This is a genomic window from Sphingomonas sp. BL-S-29 (assembly GCF_055521495.1).
The window spans coordinates 1,862,759-1,886,791 of sequence record NZ_CM145482.1 but is presented as its reverse complement, the minus strand read 5'-3'; the positions used below and the strand labels follow the sequence as shown (position 1 = coordinate 1,886,791).

20 protein-coding genes are annotated in these 24,033 nt (G+C 66.0%); 7 read left to right on the top strand and 13 right to left on the bottom strand.

The genetic code is table 11. The annotated features are described in order from the left end of the window. Positions 1-7 precede the first annotated feature (7 nt). A complete protein-coding gene (locus ACZ1I2_RS09040; RefSeq protein WP_465174350.1) occupies positions 8-406 on the bottom strand; it encodes a MarR family winged helix-turn-helix transcriptional regulator in 399 nt (132 codons plus the stop codon). Positions 407-562: 156 nt separating this feature from the next. On the opposite strand from ACZ1I2_RS09040, the gene ACZ1I2_RS09035 reads away from it, so the two are divergent. Both ACZ1I2_RS09035 and ACZ1I2_RS09030 read left to right on the top strand, forming a co-directional pair. Further along, a complete protein-coding gene (locus ACZ1I2_RS09035) occupies positions 563-979 on the top strand; it encodes a hypothetical protein (protein WP_465174351.1) in 417 nt (138 codons plus the stop codon). 420 nt (positions 980-1,399) lie between these two features. Next, positions 1,400-3,349, top strand: a complete 1,950-nt coding sequence (locus tag ACZ1I2_RS09030) for an OPT family oligopeptide transporter (protein ID WP_465174352.1) — start codon at positions 1,400-1,402, stop codon at positions 3,347-3,349. A 30-nt stretch (positions 3,350-3,379) separates the two neighbouring features. Here ACZ1I2_RS09030 and ACZ1I2_RS09025 read toward each other — a convergent pair whose 3' ends face one another. The 3 genes from ACZ1I2_RS09025 to queF form a co-directional block, all read right to left on the bottom strand. After that, positions 3,380-4,657 (bottom strand): glycoside hydrolase family 130 protein, encoded by a 1,278-nt coding sequence (locus ACZ1I2_RS09025; protein WP_465170021.1) that lies wholly within the window; start codon positions 4,655-4,657, stop codon positions 3,380-3,382. A gap of 44 nt (positions 4,658-4,701) precedes the next feature. Next, positions 4,702-6,975 carry a glycosyltransferase family 4 protein gene (locus ACZ1I2_RS09020; RefSeq protein WP_465181620.1) on the bottom strand — a complete coding sequence of 758 codons (2,274 nt, stop codon included), beginning with the start codon at positions 6,973-6,975 and terminating at the stop codon, positions 4,702-4,704. Positions 6,976-7,119: 144 nt separating this feature from the next. After that, complete coding sequence (queF, locus tag ACZ1I2_RS09015; protein ID WP_465174353.1) at positions 7,120-7,566, bottom strand: preQ(1) synthase; 447 nt, start codon at positions 7,564-7,566, stop codon at positions 7,120-7,122. Between the two features lie 225 nt (positions 7,567-7,791). On the opposite strand from queF, the gene sseA reads away from it, so the two are divergent. The 3 genes from sseA to ACZ1I2_RS09000 all read left to right on the top strand — a co-directional run bounded on the left by sseA (position 7,792) and on the right by ACZ1I2_RS09000 (position 11,039). Beyond that, complete coding sequence (sseA, locus tag ACZ1I2_RS09010; RefSeq protein WP_465174354.1) at positions 7,792-8,640, top strand: 3-mercaptopyruvate sulfurtransferase; 849 nt, start codon at positions 7,792-7,794, stop codon at positions 8,638-8,640. Between the two features lie 9 nt (positions 8,641-8,649). After that, on the top strand, positions 8,650-9,849 hold the full coding sequence (gene metC, locus ACZ1I2_RS09005; protein WP_465174355.1) for a cystathionine beta-lyase: 1,200 nt from the start codon (positions 8,650-8,652) through the stop codon (positions 9,847-9,849). A 446-nt stretch (positions 9,850-10,295) separates the two neighbouring features. Beyond that, positions 10,296-11,039 carry a TorF family putative porin gene (locus ACZ1I2_RS09000; protein ID WP_465170026.1) on the top strand — a complete coding sequence of 248 codons (744 nt, stop codon included), beginning with the start codon at positions 10,296-10,298 and terminating at the stop codon, positions 11,037-11,039. Here the strand turns inward: ACZ1I2_RS09000 and ACZ1I2_RS08995 are convergent. From ACZ1I2_RS08995 to sppA, 9 genes are all read right to left on the bottom strand, one after another. Next, complete coding sequence (locus ACZ1I2_RS08995) at positions 11,036-12,631, bottom strand: ATP-binding cassette domain-containing protein (protein ID WP_465174356.1); 1,596 nt, start codon at positions 12,629-12,631, stop codon at positions 11,036-11,038. The two genes, ACZ1I2_RS09000 and ACZ1I2_RS08995, sit on opposite strands and share 4 nt — an antisense overlap. Beyond that, positions 12,628-13,410 carry an ABC transporter permease gene (locus ACZ1I2_RS08990; RefSeq protein ID WP_465174357.1) on the bottom strand — a complete coding sequence of 261 codons (783 nt, stop codon included), beginning with the start codon at positions 13,408-13,410 and terminating at the stop codon, positions 12,628-12,630. Before ACZ1I2_RS08990 ends, ACZ1I2_RS08995 begins: the two co-directional genes overlap by 4 nt. Continuing rightward, on the bottom strand, positions 13,407-14,321 hold the full coding sequence (locus ACZ1I2_RS08985; protein WP_465174358.1) for an ABC transporter permease: 915 nt from the start codon (positions 14,319-14,321) through the stop codon (positions 13,407-13,409). Before ACZ1I2_RS08985 ends, ACZ1I2_RS08990 begins: the two co-directional genes overlap by 4 nt. Then, positions 14,306-14,713 carry an endonuclease domain-containing protein gene (locus ACZ1I2_RS08980; protein ID WP_465174359.1) on the bottom strand — a complete coding sequence of 136 codons (408 nt, stop codon included), beginning with the start codon at positions 14,711-14,713 and terminating at the stop codon, positions 14,306-14,308. Before ACZ1I2_RS08980 ends, ACZ1I2_RS08985 begins: the two co-directional genes overlap by 16 nt. A 46-nt stretch (positions 14,714-14,759) precedes the next feature. Then, positions 14,760-15,176 (bottom strand): DUF3035 domain-containing protein, encoded by a 417-nt coding sequence (locus tag ACZ1I2_RS08975; protein ID WP_465170031.1) that lies wholly within the window; start codon positions 15,174-15,176, stop codon positions 14,760-14,762. Beyond that, complete coding sequence (gene lspA, locus ACZ1I2_RS08970; protein WP_465174360.1) at positions 15,169-15,687, bottom strand: signal peptidase II; 519 nt, start codon at positions 15,685-15,687, stop codon at positions 15,169-15,171. The genes ACZ1I2_RS08975 and lspA overlap by 8 nt, the downstream gene beginning before the upstream one ends. After that, positions 15,684-18,665 (bottom strand): isoleucine--tRNA ligase, encoded by a 2,982-nt coding sequence (locus ACZ1I2_RS08965; RefSeq protein ID WP_465174361.1) that lies wholly within the window; start codon positions 18,663-18,665, stop codon positions 15,684-15,686. Before ACZ1I2_RS08965 ends, lspA begins: the two co-directional genes overlap by 4 nt. 538 nt (positions 18,666-19,203) lie before the next feature. Further along, positions 19,204-19,764, bottom strand: a complete 561-nt coding sequence (locus ACZ1I2_RS08960; protein ID WP_465174362.1) for an N-acetyltransferase family protein — start codon at positions 19,762-19,764, stop codon at positions 19,204-19,206. Next, positions 19,761-21,653: a signal peptide peptidase SppA gene (gene sppA / locus ACZ1I2_RS08955; RefSeq protein WP_465174363.1), complete on the bottom strand. Its 1,893-nt coding sequence runs from the start codon at positions 21,651-21,653 to the stop codon at positions 19,761-19,763. Before sppA ends, ACZ1I2_RS08960 begins: the two co-directional genes overlap by 4 nt. Positions 21,654-21,920: 267 nt before the next feature. On the opposite strand from sppA, the gene groES reads away from it, so the two are divergent. Next, positions 21,921-22,208 carry a co-chaperone GroES gene (groES, locus tag ACZ1I2_RS08950; protein WP_372849354.1) on the top strand — a complete coding sequence of 96 codons (288 nt, stop codon included), beginning with the start codon at positions 21,921-21,923 and terminating at the stop codon, positions 22,206-22,208. A gap of 53 nt (positions 22,209-22,261) precedes the next feature. After that, entirely contained in the window at positions 22,262-23,905 is a 1,644-nt protein-coding gene (gene groL, locus ACZ1I2_RS08945; protein WP_465174364.1) for a chaperonin GroEL, read from the top strand. The last annotated feature ends 128 nt before the right edge of the window (positions 23,906-24,033 follow it).

Below are 24,033 nucleotides of genomic sequence, written 5' to 3'. Positions count from 1 at the left end.
TCGCGGGTCAGTCATGCGCCGGGCCGGCCACATCGACCACGCCGCGCAACAGGGTTTCGAGCCGGGTCCAGTCGTCCGCGCCGAACGCGCCGATCAGCCGCTCCTGCGCCGCGCGCCATGGGCCGGTCGCGCCCTCCATCGCGGCGCGCCCCGCGTCGGTGAGCGAGGCGATCCGCGTGCGCCCGCGCGCGGCCCGCGCGACCTCGATCCAGCCCTGCCGCTCGAGCGGCGCGAGCGCGCGGTACAGCGAGGTCCGGTCCATCACCAGCGCCTCGGCCAGCCGGCTCAGCGGAGCCTCCCCGCCGCGCGCGATGTGCCGCAACACCGAGAATTGCGCGATCGTCATCCCCGTCCCGCTCAGCGCCTCGTCATAGACGCGCGACACGGCGCGCGCGGCCTTGCGCAACGATGTGCACGCGCAGGGAGAATCGGAAGGGAGAGCGGTCACACGCATGATGTATATGCATCATGGTAGCCGGTCAATGAAGCGAATGAACGGGCGGGCGACCTGTCCAGCTTCCGCGAGCTATGGCATCATCGACGGACTACCGGGGGAGCGCGCATGACCGATCGACCAGCCAGCATGCCATGGCTCTATCTCCGCAGCGTTGCCGCCGTGCTGGCCGGCTTCATCCTCATCGTGATGACTCACATCGGCACCGACGAGATCATGCATAGCACCGGCATCATTCCGCGCGGCGCGATGTGGAACCCGTGGCACAATCTCCTAGCCCTTGCCTATCGCTGCCTCTTCTCCGTCGCCGGCGGATTCGTCACCGCCTGGCTCGCCCCGCGCGCGCGGATGCGTCACGTGATCATCCTGGCAGTGATCGGCACGCTGGGGGGGATCGTCGGCGTGCTGGCGAGCTGGAACCTGAACCTCGCCCCGCGCTGGTACCCGATTGCGCTGGCAGTGACGGCATTCCCGTCGGTATGGCTGGGCGGCCGGCTGTATCTGCGGCAATACGCGCGGGCCTGATCTGGCGGCACAGCGCGCTTTGGCCCTGGCGACCTCGATTCAACTTTATGCCGCGGTGGATCACGATCCGCCGCATGAACACTGAGTCAGCCTGGTCGTCACCCCGTCGGACTCGCCGGTCCCTGTTCTGGTCGCGGCCTTTCGCTGTTCCGCGCACCCGTTTCCCTGTTATGGAATTACAGCGATAATGGCCATTAAACTATTATAAAATAAAGCTAATATTTCCAACAAAACGGACGAAAAGGCCGAAAAAATAAAATTCTTCCCTGTTCTTCGCTGTTACGGGGTCGATAACAGCGATGCGCAGCGCCAGAATCGGACGCGGCCTCTGCCGCGCTTACGGGCAGGTCATCCTGCGCGGCAGACAGGTTTCGACAGAAACCACTGTCCCAAACCCGCCCGATTATGCCACGATATGCCATGCAAGCATCCACGACCCCAACCGCCCGCCCGCTCGCCGAGCTTACCGTTCGCGGCATCATCCTGGGCGGGCTCATCACCGTCCTGTTCACCGCCGCCAATGTCTATCTTGGCCTGAAGGTCGGCCTGACCTTCGCCACCTCGATCCCGGCGGCGGTCATCTCCATGGCGATCCTGCGCTTCTTCAAGGATGCCAATATCCTGGAGAACAACATCGTCCAGACGATCGCGAGCGCCGCGGGCACGCTGGCCGCGATCATCTTCGTGCTGCCCGGCCTGATCCTGGTCGGCTGGTGGACCGGCTTCCCCTATTGGACCACCGCGGCGGTCTGCGCGGTCGGCGGTATTCTCGGCGTGATGTTCTCGGTGCCGCTGCGCCGTGCGCTCGTCACCGGATCGGACCTGCCCTATCCCGAAGGCGTCGCCGCCGCCGAAGTGCTCAAGGTCGGTGCCGCGGAAGATGGCGACGAGGAGAATGCCAAGGGACTGAAGGTCATCATCCTCGGCTCGCTCGTCTCGTCCGGCTTCGCCCTGCTCGCCGCGATGAAGCTCGTCGCGGGCGAAGCGGTGAAGAACTTCCGCATCGGCGGCAGCGCGACCGGCGCGTCGACCAGCTTCTCGATGGCGCTGATCGGCGTCGGCCATCTCGTCGGCCTGTCGGTCGGCGCGGCGATGTTCCTCGGCATGGTGATCGCCTGGGGCGTGCTGATGCCCTATCTCACCAGCGGCGTACCGGGCGAGCTCGACACGGTGGTCAGCACCGTGTTCCGCTCCGAAGTGCGCTTCATCGGCGCCGGCACGATCGGCGTCGCGGCGATCTGGACCCTGCTCAAGATCCTCGGCCCGATCATCGGCGGCATCCGCTCCGCCATGGCGGCGTCGCGCGCCCGGCAGGCGGGCTCGATCCTCGAACTGACCGAGCGCGACCTGCCGATCGGCATTGTCGGCCTGTCGATCCTCGGCACCCTGCCCCCGATCGCCTGGCTGTTGTGGAGCTTCTCGGCGGGCGGCCCGATCCACGATCACGGCTTTGCGGTGATCCTCGGCACGATCCTCTACATCCTCGTCATCGGGATCGTGATCGCCGCGGTCTGCGGGTATATGGCCGGGCTGATCGGCGCGTCGAACAGTCCGGTCTCGGGCGTCGGCATCCTCGCCGTGCTCGGCGCCTCGCTGCTGCTGGTCGCGATCTACGGCCACAGCACGGACGTCGCCCGCACCAACGCGCTGATCGCCTATGCCCTGTTCACCACCGCGATCGTCTTCTCGGTCGCGACCATCTCCAACGACAATCTGCAGGATCTCAAGACCGGCCAGCTGGTCGGCGCGACGCCGTGGAAGCAGCAGTTCGCGCTGGTGCTCGGCGTGATCTTCGGCTCGCTCGTGATCCCGCCGGTGCTCGACCTGCTCAACACCGCCTTCACCTTCCAGGGCGCACCCAATGCCAAGGAGACTGCGCTCGCCGCGCCTCAGGCGGCGCTGATCTCGTCCCTCGCCAAGGGCGTGCTCGGCGGCGATCTCGACTGGCGGCTGATCGGCGTCGGCGCCGGCATCGGCGTGGTGGTGATCTTCCTCGATGAGATGCTCGGCCGCGCCGGCAAGATGCGCCTGCCCCCGCTCGGCGTCGGCATGGGCATCTATCTGCCGATGGCGCTGACCCTGCTCATCCCGGTCGGCGCGCTGATCGGCCATTTCTACGACAAATGGGCCAGGCGCCAGAGCAACCCCGATTTTGCCGAGCGCATGGGCACGCTCGCGGCAACCGGCCTGATCGTCGGCGAAAGCCTGTTCGGCGTAGCCTTTGCCGGCATCGTCGGCGCCACGGGCAAGGACGCGCCATTGGCGGTGGTCGGCGCGAGCTTCGCGACGATAGCGCTGTTCGCGGCGCCGGTCGTGTTCGCCGGTCTGATCTGGCTGCTCTACAACCGCACCAAATCGATGGCGCGTTGACCCTTCAAGCCCCTCCTTCGCGGGAGGGGCTCACATCGCCGCGAGCAGCACCTTGATGTCGATGAACGCGAACGCCACGGAGCTGTCCGCCACGCCGTACGGCACGAACAGCTTGTCGCCGTGGCGGATCGCGCCGCAGCTATAGACCACGTTCGGCACATAACCCTCGCGGTCTTCATGTGCCGCCGCCAGGATCGGCTCGCGCGTGCGGCCGAGCACCTTCGACGGATCGTCCTTGTCGAGCAAGACCGCGCCGATCGAATATTTGCGCATCGCGCCGACGCCGTGAGTCAGCATCAGCCAGCCCTCGTCGAGCTCGATCGGCGGCCCGCAATTGCCGATCTGCACCAGCTCCCACGGATAATGCGGCGTCAGCAGCTTCTCGCCCTCTTCCCAATGGGTGAGGGTATCGGACTTGAGCAGGAACAGATTCTCCCCGTCCTGCCGCCCCATCATCATATATTGTCCGCCGATCTTGCGCGGGAACAGCGCCATGCCCTTGTTGCGCGACGCGGGCCCGGTCATCGGCACCAGATCGAACGCGCGGAAGTCGCGGGTGCGCAGCAGCTCGGACTGAATCGACGAGCCGTTATAGGCGGTATAGGTGCCCAGCCATTCGGCCGAGCCGTCGTCATGCGTGAACTTGACGAGGCGCAGATCCTCCAGCCCCTTCGACTGCGCCGCCGTGATCGGGAAGATCACCGTGCCCGACAGGGTGGAATCGCGATGGCGAAAGACCGTGATCTCGCCCTCGGGCAGCTCCTCCTCGTCCTGGCCGACCGCATCGGTCGCGGTGGCGAAGGGGGGCTCGGGCGCCAGTTTCAGCTCGTTCCGACTGGTGATGATGCCTTCGCGGAAGGCGACCGACGAGATGTGGCCCTCCCCCACCGCGCGCAGCGACATCAGGATACGCAGCGATCCTTCCGGCATGCCGGTCTGGTCGAAATGCGGCACGGCGCTCGGGTTCATCAGCGCGGCGGCGGCATAGCTGTATTCGTGGCAGAAATACGCGCCGATCAGCTGGCGCTTCTCGTCCCCGATCTCGGTCCCGTCGAGACCGAGCATTTCCTCGATCTCGTCATAGCGGGTCATGAACACACGCCGGGTCTGCCAGTGGCGCGCCTCGAAATCCTTGAGCACCAGCTCAAGCTCGGCCCGCGTCGCCGCGGTGTCGAGTTCCATCACCTCTTTCACCAGTCGCTCGGTACGGCTCCCGCCGTTGCCGGCCCAGGCCAGATGAAAGGGACGCACCACGACACGAGAAGGATCGGCATGCAGCCGCAGTGCGTGGTGAAACAGTTCTATCACGTATGGCCTCGCGTAATGACGTCCTGGCGACGTCGCTAGCGAGGCTATGCGGCGGCGCGTCCGTCAGGTCCTGCCATGCTTTCGGCCCGCTTTGAAAGCCCCGAAATGGCGCAAGATGCCAATTGAAGCGCCAGAATCGACTCGGCGCCCTGGTTGCGGTTCAAACCGGTCGGCATGAGGCCATCGAAACAGCCGCCATCCTGAGCCGACGCGAGCGGCAGATCGAGGTCGTTCTGGCCGAGATACCAGCGATAGGCACGCATCGCCTCTTCGACCCAGCGCGCATCACCAGTCGCCTTGAACGCGGCAGAGCAGGCATCGATCGTCGCCTGCGCTTCGAGCGGCTGCTGGTCGAACGGCAGCGGCTCTTCATAGGCGCGGCCGAAGCTCTCCGTGCCGATCGCCCGGAAACGGCCTTCGGGTGACGTCTGCTGCGCCACGATCCAGCTCAGCGTCGAAAGACCGCATTTCAGCAGATCCTCGCGGCCGAGCATCATGCCGGCGCGAATGAGCGCCTCCGGCAGCCGCGCATTGTCATAGGCGAGCACGATCTCGAACCATTCCCATTCCGGCCGCCGCGCTTCCTCGACCAGCGCGAGCAGGTCGTTGGAGAAGCGTTCCAGGATGTTGAGCGCCAGTTCATGCCCAGGATGCGCGCCGAGCATCGCGGCGGCACCGAGCATGGCGAAGGCCTGAGCGCGCGGGCTTTGCAGCTCGAAGGCAAGCGACGCCGTCTCGTCGAACAGCCGCACCGCCCAGTCGCGATGCTTCACCAGCGTCGCGCGCCGCGCGGTCACGCCCAGCGCCCAGATCGTACGGCCGTTGGAATCCTCCGACCCATATTCCTCGCACCAGGTTCGATCGAAGTTCATGAAGTTGCGGAAACGGCGCTTGTCCGGATTCCAGGCATATTGGATGAAGGACGCATAGATCGTCATCCATTTGTCGCGCACGCCCTCGTCGAGCGTGTCGATCGCCGTCATCAGCATCAGCGCGCGAACATTGTCGTCGATGCAATAGCCGTGGCGGCGGTCCGGCACCGAATAGATGGAATGCTGGAGCATGCCGGTGGAATCGCTCATCCGCTCGACCGCGGCGATATCCGGTTTGAGCACCGTCAGGCGCACCCTGGATGCGATCCGGCGCGGCTTGGTCGCGACCATCTCGACGATCTCGCCCATCGCCACCTCGGCGAGGCGCGGCCAGATCATCGTCTGCCCCCGCGCATAAGCGCGCTGCGACAAGGCGGTGCGGTCGCCCTCGCTGCCCAGCAGCGCGTTGATCTCTCGCGCAAAGGCAGCGCTGTCACCGAAATCGACCAGCACGCCGTGTCCGTCCGCGAGGATTTCGGTCGCGTGCACATAGGGCGTCGAGACGACCGCCTTGCCCACGCCGACGGCATAGGACAGCGTACCCGAGGTGATCTGCGCCGGGTTGTTGTAGGGCGTTACATAGATATCGGCCGCCTGGAGATAGTCGATCAGGTCGTCATGCTCGAGGAACGCGTCGATGAACTCGACATGCGCGCCGACACCATGCTCGGCGGCTAGCGCTTTCAGCCGGTCGCGATACGCCTCGCCCTCATGGGCGACCAGATTGGGGTGAGTCGCGCCAAGCACCGCGTACAGCACGTCTGGATGCTCCGCGACGATCGCCGGCAGTGCATCGATCATCGTCTCGATGCCCTTGTTGGGCGCGAGCAGGCCGAAGGTCAGCAGCGTCTTGCGCCCCTGCCAGCCGAACTGCTCCTTCAACGTTGCGGGATCGACGAACGCGCGATCCGGCACGCCGTGCGGGATCATCACGATTGACCGGGGATTGGCGCTGTAGACGCGCTCCAGGATCTCGCGGCCGCGCTCGGCCATCACGATGACTTTGGCGGCCCGGCGCAGGAGCCCTTCCATCACCCGACGTTCATCGGCGCTGGGTTTTTCGAGAATGGTGTGAAGCGTGACGATGACGGGGATCGACACCCGGTCGAGCAGGGCGAGCAGATGCTCGCCCGCCGGCCCGCCATAGATGCCATATTCGTGCTGGACCCACAGCGCCTGCGCTCCGCTGCGCTCGATCGCGCGGGCAGCATCGATATAGGCAAACCGGTCCTGGTCGGGGATGCTCGCGGTCACTTCGGCGGGGTAGTGATAGCGCCCGGGATGGTCGTCCATCGCATAGACGTCGATCTTCAGGTCGGGGAATCGGCCCTTCAGCGCGGTGAACGTGTCAGTCGTATATGTTGCAAGGCCGCATTTCCGGGGAAGGAAATTGCCGATCAATGCCAGGTGATCGATCGGGGTCACGACCTTTTCCGAAGGAGCCATCGATTGAAACCTCTTGTGAAACGGGGCTGGGAGCCCCGAAATTGCCTCCCACGAACGGCCAAGTTTCAATATGGTTGCACCATTGCTGCAACGCAACAAGAGATTCGCGATAACTTACGTCAAGATTAAGCCGAAATGAACGGCTCACCCCCTGCCGCGATATCCCGGGACGTCCTGCACGGGTAGCCAGAGGCCCTCCGGCGGCGGGCCGGATTGCCAGAACACGTCAATCGGAATGCCCCCGCGCGGGTACCAATAGCCACCGATTCGCAGCCAGATCGGCTTCATCTCCGCGGTCAGCCGCTCGCCGATGCCGACGGTGCAATCCTCGTGGAACGCCTGATGGTTGCGGAACGCGCCCAGGAACAGCTTGAGCGACTTGGACTCGACGATCGTCTCGCCCGGCGCGTAATCGATCACCAGATGCGCGAAATCCGGCTGTGCCGTTACTGGGCAGAGCGAGGTGAACTCGGGCACGGTGAAGCGCACCAGATACGGCCGCCCCGGACGCGGATTGGGAACATAATCGAGCACTGCCTCTGCGGGAGAAGCGGGCAGCGCGCTGGACTGGCCGAGATGCTTGGGAGTCATGACGACTATCTAGGGTGCCGGCGCGTAAAATGGAACGATTGCGGGAAAACGGCGGAATCGCGCGCTCCGGCTCGACGCCGCCTCTGCCACTGGCTAGACACAAGATCAGGAGATTCCTTTCCTTCCGCCCAGCGCTCCGGCCTTGGGTCGTTCTTCCTCCCCGGGACGGTGGAGGGAGGGGAGTCACCGGATGCTCGCCCCGAGCGGACTATTTAGGAGGAACACATGGACTCGCTGGTTACGACGGAATGGCTCGCGAACGAGATGGGCGCGAACGACCTCAGGATCGTCGACGCCACCTATTTCACCACCCTGCCCGGCGAAGCGCCGCGCGATGCGGCGGCGGAATATGAGGCGGCGCACATCCCCGGCGCGGTGTTCATGGACCTGGCCGATCTGTCCGACACGTCGAACCCCCTGCCCTCGATGCTGCCCCCGCCCGAGAAATTCGCCAGCCGCATGCAGTCGCTCGGTCTGGGCGACGGCAGCCGCGTCGTGCTCTACGACAATTCCCCGCACCACACCGCCGCGCGTGCCTGGTGGATGCTTCGCCTGTTCGGCGCGCACGACGTCGCGATCCTCGATGGCGGCCTCGCCAAATGGCAAGCCGAGGGGCGTGAAGTCGCCACCGGCAAGGAAAGCCTGCGCCACCGTCACTTCACCGTCTGGGCCGACGACAAGAGCGTGCGCAACCTCGACCAGATGAAGGCCAATCTCGTCAGCGGTGCAGAGCAGGTGCTCGACGCCCGCTCCGCCCCGCGCTTCACCGGCGAGGAGCCCGATCCACGCGCCGCCACCCATGCCGGGCACATCCCGGGGTCGAAGAACCTGCCTTATGGCAAGCTGTTCAATGCTGACGGTACCTGGAAACAAGGCGAAGCACTGAAGGCGGAATTCGACGCGGCGGGTATCGATCTGGCCAAGCCCCTCGTCACGACATGCGGATCGGGCATCACCGCCGCGGTCCTCGCCTTCGGCGCCCACCTGCTCGGCAACGAGGCCGCCATCTATGACGGCAGCTGGTCCGAATGGGGCGCCGACCGATCAACCCCCAAGGCAATGGGAACAGCGTGAGCGTATCGAATGAGTGAGAAGGACGGCCACACCAAGGGCGACGCGACCCGCGTCGTCTCCGCTGGCCGTCGGCCTGAATGGACCCAGGGGATCGTCAATGCGCCGGTGTGGCGCGCATCGACGATCCTCTACGGCTCGGTCGCGGAGCTCCGCGCGGCGGGCGGGCGCGATACGCACCACCGCCTGTTCTACGGCCGGCGCGGCACCCCCACCCAATGGTCGCTCGCCGACGCGCTGACGGACTTGGAGCCTGGCGCCGAAGCGACCTTCCTCTATCCCTCGGGGGTCGCGGCGATCGCCGCCGCATTGCTCTCGGTGCTGTCGCCGGGCGACGAGCTGCTCCTGCCCGACAGCGCCTATGATCCGACCCGGTCGATGGGCACCGGCTTGCTCAAGCGCCTGGGCATCGCGACACGCTTCTACGATCCGATGGTCGGTGCCGGCATCGCCGAGCTGATCGGCGACAAGACGCGTGCGATCCTCATGGAGAGCCCGGGCAGCCTGACCTTCGAGGTGCAGGATATCCCCGCCATCGTCGCCGCGGCCAAGGCGCGCGGCATCGTGACGTTGCTCGACAATACCTGGGCAACGCCGCTCTATTTCCAGGCAATCGAACGCGGCATCGACCTGTCGATCCTCGCCTGCACCAAATATATCGTCGGCCATTCGGACGTGATGCTCGGATCGGTCACCGCCGCACTCGGCCATTTCACTAAACTGCGCGATACGAGCTTCCAGCTCGGCCAGATCGCCAGCCCGGACGATTGCTGGCTCGGCTCGCGCGGCCTGCGCACGCTCGCCATCCGTCTTGCCCAGCACCAGTCGAGCGCGCTGAAGATCGCCCATTGGCTGAAGGAGCAACCCGAGGTCGCCGCCGTCTTCCATCCGGCCCTGCCCGACTGTCCGGGCCACGAGTTGTTCCTGCGCGACTTCAAGGGGTCGACCGGGCTGTTCTCCTTCACCCTCAGGAACGCGACCGACGAGGCCCGTGCCGCGCTGATCGACGGACTCGAGCATTTCGGCATCGGCTATAGCTGGGGCGGGTTCGAAAGCCTGGCGCTGCCGGTCGATCCGGCGCGCTACCGGACCGCGACTAGGCGCCGCGATCCGGGGCTGCTGGTGCGGCTGCAGATCGGCATCGAGGATCCCGACGACCTGATCCATGATCTCGCCGCCGGGCTCGAACGCTTCCGGGCCGCGCTGGCATAAATCCGGCCGCCTGACCGCATGCGCAGGGCTGGCGACGATCCCGCAAATGAGCTCCGGGCGTGGACGACAGGTTGCGCGCATCGTCCCCCCTGGGTCAGCGATCCCGAAAGCGGGGTCGGCAATGTCCGCTCCGACGTGCTCGACCGGTTCTGGTGCTGTTCAAGGAACATGGAATCCAGATCCCGTTCGCGCATCGCCAGATACATGTCAGCAACGATTCGCTGTCCGTAAATCCGTTGATCTGACGCCTCACCACTGTTGCGCTGGTGCAACATGCTCCGCAAACCGGCGGGCGTGTGACAGAATTATGTTGTGCGCTGCAGCGTGTTTCGGCAATCTTTCCTTACCGAACGGAAACATTGGCACGGGTCGTTGCACGGCCTTCCATAGATGCCTGGTCTGGTCGGCTGCAGGTGGGGACCCGTTTTCAATCGAAAGGGACACCCATGCGCTTTTCCACGATCAGCCTCTGCGCGCTGATGCTCGCCTCCGCCACGCCGGCCTTCGCGCAGGAAGAAACCGCGCCGCCGCCGGCCTTCACCGTCTCCGGCGGCGCGACCGTCGTGTCGGACTACCGTTTCCGCGGCATCTCGCAGACCGACAAGAAGGTGGCGCTGCAGGGCACCTTCACCGTGAGCCACGAGTCGGGCCTCTACGCGACCGTCTGGGGCTCCTCGATCGACGACTATGTCGCTGCCGGCAGCGACCAGGAGCTCGACCTGATCATGGGCTATTCGCACACCTTCGGTAATGGCGTGAAGCTCGATGGCGGCGTTCTCTATTATTATTATCCGGGCGGTGGCCATGCGCCGACCGACTTCGTCGAGCCTTATATCTCGGTCTCCGCAACGTCGGGACCGGTCACCGGCAAGGTGACCGCGAACTATGCGCCCAAGGCGGATGCGCTCAGTGTCGGCAACGGCAAGGAGGACAATCTCTATCTCGCCGGCGATCTGTCGGCCGGCATTCCCAACACGCCGATCGGCCTCACCGCGCATCTCGGCCACACCTTCGGGCCGAGCTATATCTCAATCGGCGACGAATATACCGATTGGGGCCTTGGCGCGACCGTCACCTGGAACCACCTGACCTTTGGTGCGAGCTATGTCGACACCAACAAGGACGTCTATCTCGGCAACCGCAACCTGAGCGGATCGGGCGTGGTGTTCTCGGTCGGCGCCGCCTTCTAAGCAATCGTCACGGGCGGAAGGGGATGGCCTGCGCCGTCCCCTTTTCCTTGCCCGCTTGCCGCGATCAGCGCCTTCGCCGCCGGCGATCGCGGCGCCGCGACGATTGCATCGGCCGGCCCGTCCTCGACGATCCGTCCCGCCTCCATCACTGCAATGCGGTGACACAGGCGGCGCGCGACCGCGATATCATGCGTGATCATCAGGATCGCGAGCCCGCGCGTCCGTTGCAGCCGCTCCAGCAGCTCGAGGATGCGTCCGGCCACCAGCACATCGAGCGCCGAGGTCGCCTCGTCGAGAATCAGCAGGTCGGGCGACGCGATCAGCGCCCGCGCGATCGCGACACGCTGCGCCTGCCCGCCGGACAGCCCGGCCGGGCGCCGGTCGGCGAAAGCCGCGCCCAGATCGACCGTCTCGAGGGCCTCGATCGCGCATGCCCGGCGCTCGGCGGCGGTCAGTCCGGGCAGGAGATGGCGCAGCGGTTCGGCGACGCTTTGTGCCACTGTCCATTGCGGATCGAGGCTCGCCGCCGGATCCTGGAACACCGCCTGCATCCGCGCGCGGTGCTCGCGCCGCATTGCCTGACGTGGAGGCAGTGCCTCGCCGCGCCACCGCACCTGACCGCTATCGCACGGCCCGATCCGTCCGACCGCCCGGGCAAGGGTCGACTTGCCCGATCCCGAGGCGCCGACGATCGCCAGCGCCTCGCCCTCGGCGAGCGCGAACGACGCGCCGTCGACCGCCATGATCCGCCCGCCGCGCCAGCCCGGCGCGCGAAAGCCGACACGAATCCCTTGGGCCTCGACCAGAGTCCCGCCCGTCGCCGGCGGATCCGGCGCCGGATCGTCCAGCCTGGGGCTGGCGGCAATCAGCGCGCGGGCCGCGGCGCTATTGGGGTGCGTCATGACGTCATCGGTGACGCCTGCTTCAGCGACCGCCCCTGCCTCGATCACCAAGATCGTGTCGGCATGGTGTGCGACCAGTCCGAGATCATGGCTCACCAGCAACAGGCCAAGCCCGTCATCGCGCAGCCGCGCCAATACCGCCATGATCGCGTGGCGCAGATGCGCGTCGAGCGCGCTGGTCGGCTCGTCCGCGACAAGCAGCGACGGCCCGTGCGCGATGGCCGCGGCGATCAGCACGCGCTGGCGCTCACCGCCCGACAGGCGATGCGGATAGGCGTCGAGCTTCGCGTCGGGCGTGGCGAGCCCGACCCGGTCGAGCATCGCCGCAAGCCTTGTCCGATCGGGCCGCGCCCCGCCCAGCGCCGTCGCGGCTTCGGTCAGCTGCGCGCCGATCGTCAGATGCGGTGTCAGCGCGGTCAACGGATGCTGGAACACGAAGCCGGCCCGCGCCCGGATCGGGCGGAGATCCGCCTCGCCAAGGCCAATCAGCTCGCGCCCCTCGAACCGCGCCGATCCGCCCGCGACGCCCGGGCTGAGGCCGAACGGCGCAAGGCAGGACAGGCTTTTGCCAGAGCCTGACGCCCCGACCAGCGCGGTGCATCTGCCGGGCGCGACCACGAAGCTCATGTCATGGACCAGCGGCACCTCGCCGATCGCCACGCCCAGCCGCTCGACCGCGTAGAGCGTCACCGCGCGAGCCGATCGCGCAGGCGCTCGCCCAGCGCGGTCAGGGCAAGGATCAGACCGACGAGCACCCCGCCCGGCACCAGCAGCGCGAGCGGCGCGACGTCCATGTCCTCCGCGCCGTCATGGACGAGGATGCCGAGCGAGGTCAGCGGTTCCTGCACGCCGAGCCCGAGAAAGGACAGGAAGCTTTCGACCATCACCACCTGCGGCACCGTCAGCAACAGATAGGCCAGCGCGACGCCGGCGACGTTGGGCAGGACATGGCGCAGCAGGATCGCGCCGGGCGGCGCGCCTGCCGCTTCCGCCGCGAGGACGAAGGGCCGATGGCGCAGCACCATCACCTGCCCGCGCACGACCCGCGCCATGGTCAGCCACTCGACCGCGCCGATGCCGAGAAAGACCAGCACGATCGACCGGCCGAACACCACCATCAGCAGGATGACGACGAACATGAAGGGCAGTGCATAGAGCGCGTCGACCACGCGCATCATCGCCTCGTCGACCCGCCCGCCGACCCAACCGGCGACCGCGCCCCAGGCCGTGCCGATCAGCAATGCGACCAGCGCCGCCGCCGCCGCAACCGTCAGCGTGATCCGGGTGCCGATTAGGGTCCGGGCCAGCAGATCGCGCCCGACGCTGTCGGTGCCGAGCAGATGGCCATGCGTGAAGGGCGCGGCGCGCACGCCCTGCCAGTCGATCTGGTCATAGCCCCAGGGCAGCGCAAGGGGCAGCAGCAACGCCGCCAGCACCAATGCAGCGATGGTCCACACCGCGACCTTCATCCGCGCACCCGTGGGTCGAGCCAGCCATAGGCAAGGTCGGCGATCAGGTTGAACAGCAGGATCAGGCCCGCATAGAGGATCACCACCCCGAGCACGAGCGGGTAGTCGCGGTTGAGCGCACCCTGCACGAAATAGCGGCCGAGGCCGGGCAGGCCGAACACCGTCTCGATCACTACCGCGCCCGTCAGCAGTCCGGCGGCGGCTGGGCCGAGATAGCTCACCACCGGCACCAGCGCCGGCCTGAGCGCGTGGCGCCACAGGATCGTGCGCGGCGCGAGGCCGCGCGCCCGGGCAGTCAGCACATGGTCCTGCGCCAGCGCCACCGCCAGCCCCGCGCGGGCCAGCCGCGCGATCGCGCCGGCGACCGGCAACGCCAGCGCGACCACCGGGAGCACCAGCGACCCGGCGCCGTCCAGGCCGGAAACCGGCAACACCTGAAACCAAAGCGCGAAGACCAGGACCAGCGCCGGGCCGGTCACGAAGGTCGGGATCGCCGTCAGCAGAGTCGCGGCGCTCATGATCGCCCGGTCGATCCGGCCGCCCGCATGAGTCCCGGCAAGGGTCGCTGCGCCAATGCCGAGTGCCAGCGCCAGCAGCAGCGCGAGGCCGCCGAGGGTGAGCGACACCGGCAGGCCCTGCCCGATCAGCGCACCGACGGTGAAGTCCTTATAGACCAGAGACGGTCCGAAATCGCCGGTCAGCACGCCGCCCAGGTAGCGCGCGGCCTGTTCGGGCAGGGGCTTGTCGAGGCCATAGGCAGCCGCGAAGGCGGCGCGGGTGGCGGGATCGAGCGGCCGTTCGCCATCGAACGGACTGCCCGGGGCGGTGCGCATCAGCACGAACGACAGCAGGATGACCGCCAGCAGCGTCGGAACCGCGGTCGCGAGCCTGCGGATCAGGATCGCGCGCATCTAACTCTACTCCCCTCCCGCTTGCGGGAGGGGTTGGGGGAGGGCATGTCAGTAAGGGCGCGCTCGATTTCCGCCACTACACCCTCCGCCTGCTCCAGAACCTGATTGTTCCAGAAGCGGATGACTCGAAAGCCCTGCGCTTCAAGGTATCGTGTTCGTGCCGCATCCGCCGACGCATTTGAATCATGCTGGCCACCGTCCACCTCGACGATCAGCTTGGCCGCACGCGATACAAAGTCGCAGATGAACGGGCCTATCGGTACCTGCCGATTGAAGCGCACCCCGGCCACCTTGCGGGCGCTGAGGTGAGCCCATAACAAGCGCTCCGCATCCGTCGCGTTGGCGCGCAATTCGCGGGCGCGGAGTGTTGGTCTGCCATAGGCTTTGTCCAACAGGCCCTCCCCCGCCCCCTCCCGCGAGCGGGAGGGGAGTTTTGGCTCAAGGATTCGGCGTTGCGGCGCGGGCGTCCTGGCCGTCGCCTTCGGGGGCGGCGACGATGTCGCGGGTGGTCGAGCCCTTGTCCACTACGGTCGTGCCGGGGTCGCCCACGGCCGAGCGGATGCCCGGATCGGCGACGTCGGAACCGGCCGCGTCGATCGTCGCGCTTTCCGACGCGGAGCGGGCGGACTTGCCGCCGAACAGTGCGTCGAGCGCCTGGGCGTTGGGGCTCACGTCATTGGCGCGCGCGGCGCCGGGCTGGGGCGGGGTCAGCGAGAAATCGGGCGGAATCACCAGCGGCGCCTGCCGGGCGACGGCGAACTCGTCGGGGCGGGTACGGTCCATGCCGCCATGGCCGCAACCGGCGAGCAGGACGGACAGGCCGAGCCCGGTTGCGATCGACACCAACTTACGCATTCATATTCTCCACTGAAGCACGCCCTGCACGCGGCTTGTCGCGCACCAGGAGCGCTCGCACAAGCAGGATGAGCACCCCTATCGTAATCGCCGCATCAGCGACATTGAAGACCAAAAAGGGGCGCCATGCCCCGATATGGAAATCCGCGAAGTCCACGACATAGCCGAAACGCACCCGATCGAGGATATTGCCGATCGCGCCGCCCAGCACCAGGCCGAGCGCGATCTGGTCGTTCCGGTTCGGCTCGCGCAGCATCCACACCAGCACGCCGACCGCGATCGCCGCGGTCAGCGCGACCAGGCCCCAGCGCATCGCCTCGGTATCGGCATGCAGCAGGCCGAGCGACACGCCGTGATTGGCAACGAAGCGCAGGGTGAAGAAGGAGGTGATCTCCCGCCCCAGGCTGGATTCATTGAGACCCAGTATGTCGGTGATGCCATATTTCGCCGCCTGATCGACGACGAACAGGGCGGCGCCGGTGGCGAGGCCGGTGACGGGAAGCTTGCTCATCGCGAGACGACCTTTGCGCAGCGATCGTCGAGCGCGCCATCTTCCGCGACGTCGGGCAGATGGCGCCAGCAACGGCCGCATTTGTGGAAAGCGGTGCGGGTGACCGACACGGCATCGCCCGTCGTCACTTTCGCCACGATGAACAGTTCGGCCAGCGCCTCGTTCGACAGTGGCGATTTCGGCACCACCACTTCGGCCTCGAGGCTGGAGCGCACGATCTTCTCGCGGCGCAGGGGCTCGATCGCCTCGGTCACCTGAACGCGCAGCGCGCGGACATCGGCCCAGACGGTCGCAACGGCATCGTCGCCCGGCAATGGCGGCAGGACCGGCCATTCGAGGAAATGGACCGAGCCCTGGTCATCGGGATAGCGCGCCTGCCACACTTCCTCCGCGGTGAAGCAGAGGATCGGCGCGGCATAGCGCACCAGCGCATCGAACAATATGTCGAGCACCGTGCGATAGGCGCGGCGCTTCGCATCGTCCGGCGCGTCGCAATAGAGGCTGTCCTTGCGGATATCGAAGAAAAAGGCCGACAGATCGTCCTGCGCGAAATCCGTGAGCAGCCGCAGATAGCGGTTGAACTCGAAATTCTCGGCCGCCGCCTTCAGCTCGACATCGAGCCGGCCGAGCAGGTGAAGCACGTACAGCTCCAGCTCGGGCATGTGCCGGGTGTCGGCCTTCTCCGCATCGCTGAACCCGTCGAGCGCGCCGAGCAGATAGCGGAAGGTGTTGCGCAGCTTGCGATAGGCGTCGGAGGCGGTGGCGAGCACTTCCTTGCCGATCTTCACATCGTCGAAATAGTCGGTCGAGGCGACCCACATGCGCAGGATGTCGGCACCCGATTCCTGGATGATCTTGAGCGGATCGACGACATTGCCGAGGCTCTTCGACATCTTGCGCCCCTGCCCGTCCAGCGCGAAGCCGTGCGTCAGCACCGCGTCGTACGGCGCGCGGCCGCGCGTGCCGGCGCTTTCCAGCAGCGACGACTGGAACCAGCCGCGATGCTGGTCCGAGCCTTCGAGATAGAGATTGGCGCGGACACCCTCGCCGTAGCGCTGCTCGATCACGAAGGCGTGAGTCGAGCCGGAATCGAACCACACGTCGAGGATGTCGTTCTGCGGCTGCCAGTCCGCGAGATCATAGCCGGGGCCAAGCAACGCCTGGTGATCCGCGATGAACCACGCGTCCGCGCCGCCCGCCTTGAACGCGTCGACGATGCGCGCGTTGACAGCTGGGTCGTTGAGATATCTCGGATTGGGATCGAACAGCGTCTTCTTCTCGATATAGAGCGCGATCGGCACGCCCCAGGCGCGCTGGCGCGAAATGACCCAGTCGGGCCGGCCCTCGACCATCGCGCGAATGCGGTTCCGGCTACGCTCGGGCACCCAGCGCGTCCGCTCGATCGCATCGAGCGCGATCTCGCGCAGGGTCGGCCCATTGCCGATGGCGTGACCGAGCATCGGCGCGAAGCCGGCATCGGCACCCAGCTCGATCGGCTCGGCGACCGCGAGATCCTGTTTGATCTCGTCCATCGGGATGAACCATTGCGGCGTGGCGCGGAAGATCACCTTGGCCTTGGAGCGCCAGCTATGCGGATAGCTGTGCGCGAAATCGTCCGACGCGGCGAGCAACGCGCCCGCTTCGCGCAGATCAGTGCAGATCGGCCCGTCCGAGGCGACGAACTTCTTGTTGATGACGCTGCCCTGCCCGCCCAGCCACAACCAGTCGGGACGGTACATGCCCGCGCCATCGACGGCGAAGACCGGATCGATGCCGTGCGCCTTGCAGAGGAGGAAATCGTCCTCACCGTGATCGGGGGCCATATGGACCAGGCCGGTACCGGCGTCGGTGGTGACGAAGTCGCCGGGCAGGAACGGGCGCGGCTTGGCGAAGAAGCCGCCGAGCTTATGCATCGGGTGGCGGGCCGTGGCTCCGGCGAGGTCGGAGCCTTTGCCGCGCCAAACAATGCTCGCCTCCCCAAGTACGAAGCGCGCTTTGACATCAGCCATGCCGCTTTGAAGTTGACGCAAGACGCGAGCGACAAAGCTCGCCTGCAGCGCTTCTGCGACAATAAATACCTGGCCCCTTAGCGCCTCATAAACGGGATTTGCTCCGGTCAGATCGGGATGACCAGTGTCGTGCCCAACCTCCAACTCGAGGGACGGCTCGAACATGACGCCGACATAGTCGATGTCACGACCATAGGAGATCGCTTGATTTACGGGAATGGTCCAAGGCGTCGTCGTCCAGATCACCGCATGCGCAGTGCTGCCAAACTGCGGCTGCGATGGCCAATCCGAAATTGGAAACGCGACGTCGATCTGGGTCGACACCACGTCCTCATATTCCACCTCGGCCTCGGCCAGCGCGGTCTTTTCGACCGGCGACCACATCACCGGCTTGGCGCCGCGATAGAGCTGGCCGCTTTCGGCGAACTTGAGCAGCTCGTTCACGATCGCGGCCTCGGCCTCGAACTTCATGGTGAGGTACGGGTCCTCCCAGTCGCCCATCACGCCGAGGCGCTTGAACTGCTCGCGCTGCACCGCGACCCATTTCTCGGCATAGGCGCGGCATTCGGCACGGAACTGGGCGACGGGTACCTGATCCTTGTCGAGCTTCTTCGCGCGATACGCTTCCTCGACCTTCCATTCGATCGGCAGGCCGTGGCAGTCCCAGCCGGGAACGTAGGGCGCATCCTTGCCGAGCAGGGACTGGCTGCGGACGATGATGTCCTTCAGCACCTTGTTCATCGCATGGCCCATATGGATGTCGCCATTGGCGTAGGGCGGGCCGTCATGCAGGATGAAGCGCTCGCGTCCTTTGCGCTGCTCGCGCAGGCGATCGTACAGGCCAATCGACGCCCAGCGCTCCAGAATGGCGGGCTCCTTCTGGGCGAGGCCTGCCTTCATGGGGAAATCGGTCTTCGGGAGGAAGACGGTGTCGCGATAATCGCGCTGGGTGTCGGATGCGTCGGTCATGAGTGGGCGGGCTTTAGACGAGAGGATGATGGGTTGAAAGACCCGTGCCGTGCGAGAGCGGATCAAGACGCGGTGTTGGAGAGATACTATTTCTCGAGGCTGTTCGGGAACGCGCAAGATGGGCCCGCGAACCAGACCAAACAACGAACGAATTTTGCGACCCACCTGCGAAGGGGCCGGAATCGAACGCTATTTCGGGCCTGCAGAATCTTTTCGCGGCACCGGCAGAGCGCGATCTTGCAAGTAACGCGCGCAGCTTCGGGGGACTGCCGGACGAGTCGCGCATCATTACTGCCGGCAAGTAACAATTACGCGAGGGGTATCGGTTTATCTTCATGCTGTACTTCGCGCCTCGTGCGAGATGGCGCGATGGCCATATCAACAAACCAAAGCGGCTTGAATCGACCGCCTTCCCGGTACCGGGCGCGACGTCTGCTTCCTTGTGTCCCCGCGAAGGCCATCTACTCCAACAAGCAACGACCTGTTCCGGTACGCCTGTTTGGCCTCATCGCCAGGCCAGCCGCCCGAAAGAGCGACGTCAGCTCCGTACCAGCCCCACTTCGCTGAACGGCTTCGGCTCGAGCGGCGGGATCGTCGCCGGGTTCAGCTCGCGCTGCCAGAAGCCGACATCGATCCAGCGGCCCTGCTTGTAGCCGACTTCGCGCAGGACGCCGGTGCGGCGGAAGCCGACCGATTCGTGCAGGCGGATCGAATGGTCGTTGGGCAGCGCGATCGCGCCGACCGCATGCGTGAAACCCTGCGCGCGCAAGGTCGAGACCAGCGCCTCGTAGAGCTGGCGCCCATTGCCCTGACCCTGGGTGCCGCTGGCGAGATAGACCGAGGTCTCGACGATGTACTTGTAGGCCGGCCGGTCGCGGAACCTGGTCGCATAGGCATAGCCGAGCACTCCGCCCTCCTCGTCGCCATTGGTGACGACCAGCCAGGGATAGAGCCCGTCGGACGCAGTCATGCGCGTGCGCATCGCCCGCGCGTCCGGCGGCTCGAGCTCGAACGAGACCGTGCCGGTCTCGACATAGGGTGCGTAGATTCCGGCAATGGCGGCGGCGTCGTCGGATCGGGCGGCGCGGATTGCGATCATTGAGTCACCTTTGCGAGTACGAAATCGAGCAGCTTGATGTCGGAAGCGGAAGCGCTGGCGGTGCCGAAGCCGCCGCCCAGCCCTTCGCATTCGAGGCAGCGCGCCTGGATCGCGGCGCCGGTGCCGATGCGCTTCACATCGCCCAGCGCGCGCGCGAAGATCGCCCGGCGCTCGGCCGAAATCCGGGTGAAGGCGTCGGTGCCGTCGCTGGTGTCGTCATTGTCATTGTCGCCGAGAAACTTCTGGACGAGTTGTCCGAACCAGGCCGGCTTCTTTTCGAGATATTCGGCATGGACGTCTGCCGGCTTCAGGCCGGCGCGCTTCGCCGCTTCGTCGATCGCGTCCTGCAATCCGCCGAAACGATCGACCAGGCCGATCTGACGCGCGGTGCCGCCGTCCCACACCCGGCCCTGGCCGATCTCGTCGACACGCGCCGGGCTGAGCTTGCGGGCCTCGGACACGCGGGTGATGAACTGGCGATAGCCATTCTCGATGCCCGCCTGGAAGATCGTATCGGTCTCCGCGGTGAAGCCGCCCATCACATCGGGCTGGCCCGACAGCGGCGTCGTCTTCACCCCGTCCGTGGTGACGCCGATCTTCTTCAGCGTGTTCTCGAACGAGGGGATGATACCGAAGATGCCGATCGATCCGGTGATGGTGTTGGGCTGCGCGAAGATCACGTCGCCCGCGGTCGACACCCAATAGCCGCCCGACGCGGCTAGGCTGCCCATCGACACGACGATCGGCAGCTTCTGCGCCTTCGCCTCCATGATCGCGCGGCGCATGTCCTCGGAGGCGAGCGCCGAGCCGCCGGGCGAATCGATCCGCACGACCAGCGCCTTGAGGTCTTTCTTCGCCAGCCCGTCGAGCAGCGCCTTGCTCACCGTGTCGGCGCCGGCAGTGCCGCTGCCGGACTTTCCGTCGACGATGTCGCCGGCAATGGTCAGCACGCCGATCGCGGCGCCGCCGGTCGGCAGGGGATTGGCATCGACATAAGCGGCATATTTGATGCTGTTGAAAGTGCCGGCCGGCTTGCTGCCGTCGGACCCGACGATTTCCGCCACGCGCTTGCCGAAATCGAAGCGGGTGCCGAGCTTGTCGACCAGCCCGGCCTGCAGGTTCGCCTTGGCGATATCGCCCTGGACGGCGGTGACCACTTCACCCGGCCTGGTCAGGAAATCGGCGAACTTCGCCTTGGGGCGCGCCCTGGCGATCGCTTCCTGCCACTGGCTGAACAGCACGCCGTAGAGCTTCAGATTCTCTTCCTTCGCCTCGGGCGAGGCGTCGGCGCGGGTATAGGGCTCGACAAAGGATTTATACTTGCCGACGCGGTAGACATGCGCGTTGACCCCGAGCTTGTCGATCAGCCCCTTATAGTAAAGCTGCGATCCGCCGGGGCCCATGAACAGGGTGCCGCCCATCGGGCTCATCCAGATCTCGCCGGCATTGGCGGCCAGGCGATAGGCGGAATCGGTATAGGCGGTGGCGTAAGCGAGCACCGGCTTCTTCGCGTCCCGCACCCGCCGCACCGCATTGGCGACCTCGTCGACCGCAGCGGGGTAGCCGCCGGCGAACGAGTCGAGATCGAGCACCACCGCCTTGACCCGATCATCGTCCTTCGCCTTGTCGAGCGCGCGGACCAGGTCGCGCAGCCGATATTCGCGCACCGGGGCCGAACCGCCCAGCGCCGCGAAGGGATCGGCCTCGGCCGGCTGCTCTACGATCCGCCCGTCGAGCCGCAGCACCAGCGCGCCGTCGCGGATCACGGTGGGCCCCGGCCTTGCGGAAAGCGCGCCGAAGATAAGGCCGAAAAAGATGAGCATGGCGATCAGGACGAGCGCGTCCTTGATGCCGACCAGGATCTTCCAGGCGCCCCGAACGAGTTTCACTAAGCGGTACCCCTGCACATGCGGTTACGCCCCAACCGCTAGAGCAAGCGCGAACGCGAGTAAACTTCCGTGCCAGCCCCGGAAGCCCCAGCCTGGCCCCTGGCCGGTCCCCTGTGCGCCGTCTCGACGGAACGACGATTGGTGGCATTTTTCAGCCAGCGGCGGTTGACGCGCGACAAGGCCGGGCACATATGCGCCGTGCTGGCACTCACCTGAGGCGAGTGCTAACAACGATTCATCGACCCCATTGAAAAGGGACTAGCGCATATGACCTTTCGTCCGTTGCACGACCGCGTCCTCGTCCGCCGCGTAGAGGCTGAAGAGAAGACCGCGGGCGGGATCATCATCCCCGAGACCGCCAAGGAAAAGCCGCAGGAAGGCGAAGTCGTCTCCGTCGGCACCGGCGTTCGCGCCGAGGACGGCACGATCACCCCGCTGGACGTCAAGGCCGGCGACAAGATCCTGTTCGGCAAATGGTCCGGCACCGAGGTCAAGATCGACGGTGAAGACCTGCTGATCATGAAGGAATCCGATATTTTGGGGATCGTCGGCTAAGCCACGACCTTTCCAATTTTCCTCAACTTTCCAATTTGAAAGGGTAGCCTCACATGGCAGCCAAGGACGTAAAATTTTCGCGTGACGCGCGTGAACGCATTCTGCGCGGTGTCGACATCCTCGCCGACGCAGTGAAGGTCACGCTTGGGCCGAAGGGCCGCAACGTCGTGATCGACAAGTCGTTCGGCGCGCCGCGCATCACCAAGGACGGCGTCACCGTCGCCAAGGAGATCGAGCTGAAGGACAAGTTCGAGAACATGGGCGCGCAGATGCTGCGCGAAGTGGCCTCGAAGACCAACGACGTCGCCGGCGACGGCACCACCACCGCGACCGTGCTCGCCCAGGCGATCGTGCGCGAGGGCATGAAGTCGGTGGCCGCCGGCATGAACCCGATGGACCTGAAGCGCGGCATCGACCTCGCGGTCGTCGAAGTCGTCAAGGACCTCAAGGCACGTTCCAAGCCCGTTTCGGGCACCAAGGAAATCGCCCAGGTCGGCATCATCTCGGCTAACGGCGACACCGTCGTCGGCGAGAAGATCGCCGAGGCGATGGAGAAGGTCGGCAAGGAAGGCGTGATCACCGTCGAGGAAGCCAAGGGTCTCGAATTCGAGCTCGACGTCGTCGAGGGCATGCAGTTCGACCGCGGCTATCTCTCGCCCTACTTCATCACCAACCCGGAGAAGATGTCGGTCGAGCTCAACGATCCGTACATCCTGATCCACGAGAAGAAGCTGTCGAACCTGCAGGCGATGCTCCCGATCCTGGAAGCCGTCGTTCAGTCGGGCCGTCCGCTGCTGATCATCGCCGAGGACATCGAGGGCGAGGCTCTGGCCACGCTCGTCGTCAACAAGCTGCGCGGCGGCCTCAAGGTCGCAGCGGTCAAGGCACCGGGCTTCGGCGATCGCCGCAAGGCGATGCTCGAGGACATCGCGATCCTGACCAAGGGCGAGATGATCTCCGAGGATCTCGGCATCAAGCTCGAGAGCGTCACGATCGGCATGCTGGGCACCGCCAAGCGCGTCACGATCGACAAGGACAACACCACCATCGTCGATGGTGCTGGCGACCATGACGCGATCAAGGGCCGCACCGACGCGATCCGCCAGCAGATCGAGAACACCACCAGCGACTACGACAAGGAGAAGCTCCAGGAGCGTCTTGCCAAGCTCGCCGGCGGCGTTGCCGTGATCAAGGTCGGCGGTTCGACTGAAGTGGAAGTGAAGGAGCGCAAGGATCGCGTCGACGACGCTCTCCACGCAACCCGCGCAGCGGTCGAAGAGGGCATCGTCCCCGGCGGCGGCACGGCGCTCCTCTATGCCACCAAGGCACTCGAGGGCATGAAGGGCGCGAACGACGACCAGACCCGCGGCATCGATATCGTCCGCAAGGCGCTTTACGCGCCGGTTCGCCAGATTGCGGCGAATGCGGGCCATGACGGTGCGGTGATCTCGGGCAAGCTGCTCGACGGCAACGACCCGACGCTCGGCTTCAATGCGCAGACCGACCAGTATGAGAACCTCGTCGAGAGCGGCGTGATCGACCCGACCAAGGTCGTCCGCACCGCACTCCAGGACGCGGCCTCGGTTTCGGGCCTGCTCATCACGACGGAAGCCGCCGTGTCCGAGCTGCCGGAAGACAAGCCCGCCATGCCCATGGGCGGCGGCGGCATGGGCGGCATGGGCGGCATGGACTTCTGATCCGAAGGGCGGCCTGCGCCAGCGCAAGCTGGCGCAGGACTCGCCCGAGGACGGACGGCGGGTCGGCGGCAAGCCGCCGAACCCGGCCGACGACAGCGCCGGCCCTGAGCGCCTGCCTTGGCAGGCAG

What these genes read in the sequence shown, in the direction of transcription:
- ACZ1I2_RS08965 (WP_465174361.1), bottom strand. Translation starts at nt 18,665, where the DNA reads ATGACCGACGCATCCGACACCCAGCGCGATTATCGCGACACCGTCTTC.
- ACZ1I2_RS08985 (WP_465174358.1), bottom strand. Translation starts at nt 14,321, where the DNA reads ATGCGCGCGATCCTGATCCGCAGGCTCGCGACCGCGGTTCCGACGCTG.
- ACZ1I2_RS08990 (WP_465174357.1), bottom strand. Translation starts at nt 13,410, where the DNA reads ATGAAGGTCGCGGTGTGGACCATCGCTGCATTGGTGCTGGCGGCGTTG.
- sseA (WP_465174354.1), top strand. Translation starts at nt 7,792, where the DNA reads ATGGACTCGCTGGTTACGACGGAATGGCTCGCGAACGAGATGGGCGCG.
- ACZ1I2_RS08975 (WP_465170031.1), bottom strand. Translation starts at nt 15,176, where the DNA reads ATGCGTAAGTTGGTGTCGATCGCAACCGGGCTCGGCCTGTCCGTCCTG.
- ACZ1I2_RS08960 (WP_465174362.1), bottom strand. Translation starts at nt 19,764, where the DNA reads ATGATCGCAATCCGCGCCGCCCGATCCGACGACGCCGCCGCCATTGCC.
- ACZ1I2_RS09000 (WP_465170026.1), top strand. Translation starts at nt 10,296, where the DNA reads ATGCGCTTTTCCACGATCAGCCTCTGCGCGCTGATGCTCGCCTCCGCC.
- queF (WP_465174353.1), bottom strand. Translation starts at nt 7,566, where the DNA reads ATGACTCCCAAGCATCTCGGCCAGTCCAGCGCGCTGCCCGCTTCTCCC.
- ACZ1I2_RS09035 (WP_465174351.1), top strand. Translation starts at nt 563, where the DNA reads ATGACCGATCGACCAGCCAGCATGCCATGGCTCTATCTCCGCAGCGTT.
- groES (WP_372849354.1), top strand. Translation starts at nt 21,921, where the DNA reads ATGACCTTTCGTCCGTTGCACGACCGCGTCCTCGTCCGCCGCGTAGAG.
- groL (WP_465174364.1), top strand. Translation starts at nt 22,262, where the DNA reads ATGGCAGCCAAGGACGTAAAATTTTCGCGTGACGCGCGTGAACGCATT.
- lspA (WP_465174360.1), bottom strand. Translation starts at nt 15,687, where the DNA reads ATGAGCAAGCTTCCCGTCACCGGCCTCGCCACCGGCGCCGCCCTGTTC.
- ACZ1I2_RS09030 (WP_465174352.1), top strand. Translation starts at nt 1,400, where the DNA reads ATGCAAGCATCCACGACCCCAACCGCCCGCCCGCTCGCCGAGCTTACC.
- metC (WP_465174355.1), top strand. Translation starts at nt 8,650, where the DNA reads ATGAGTGAGAAGGACGGCCACACCAAGGGCGACGCGACCCGCGTCGTC.
- ACZ1I2_RS09020 (WP_465181620.1), bottom strand. Translation starts at nt 6,975, where the DNA reads ATGGCTCCTTCGGAAAAGGTCGTGACCCCGATCGATCACCTGGCATTG.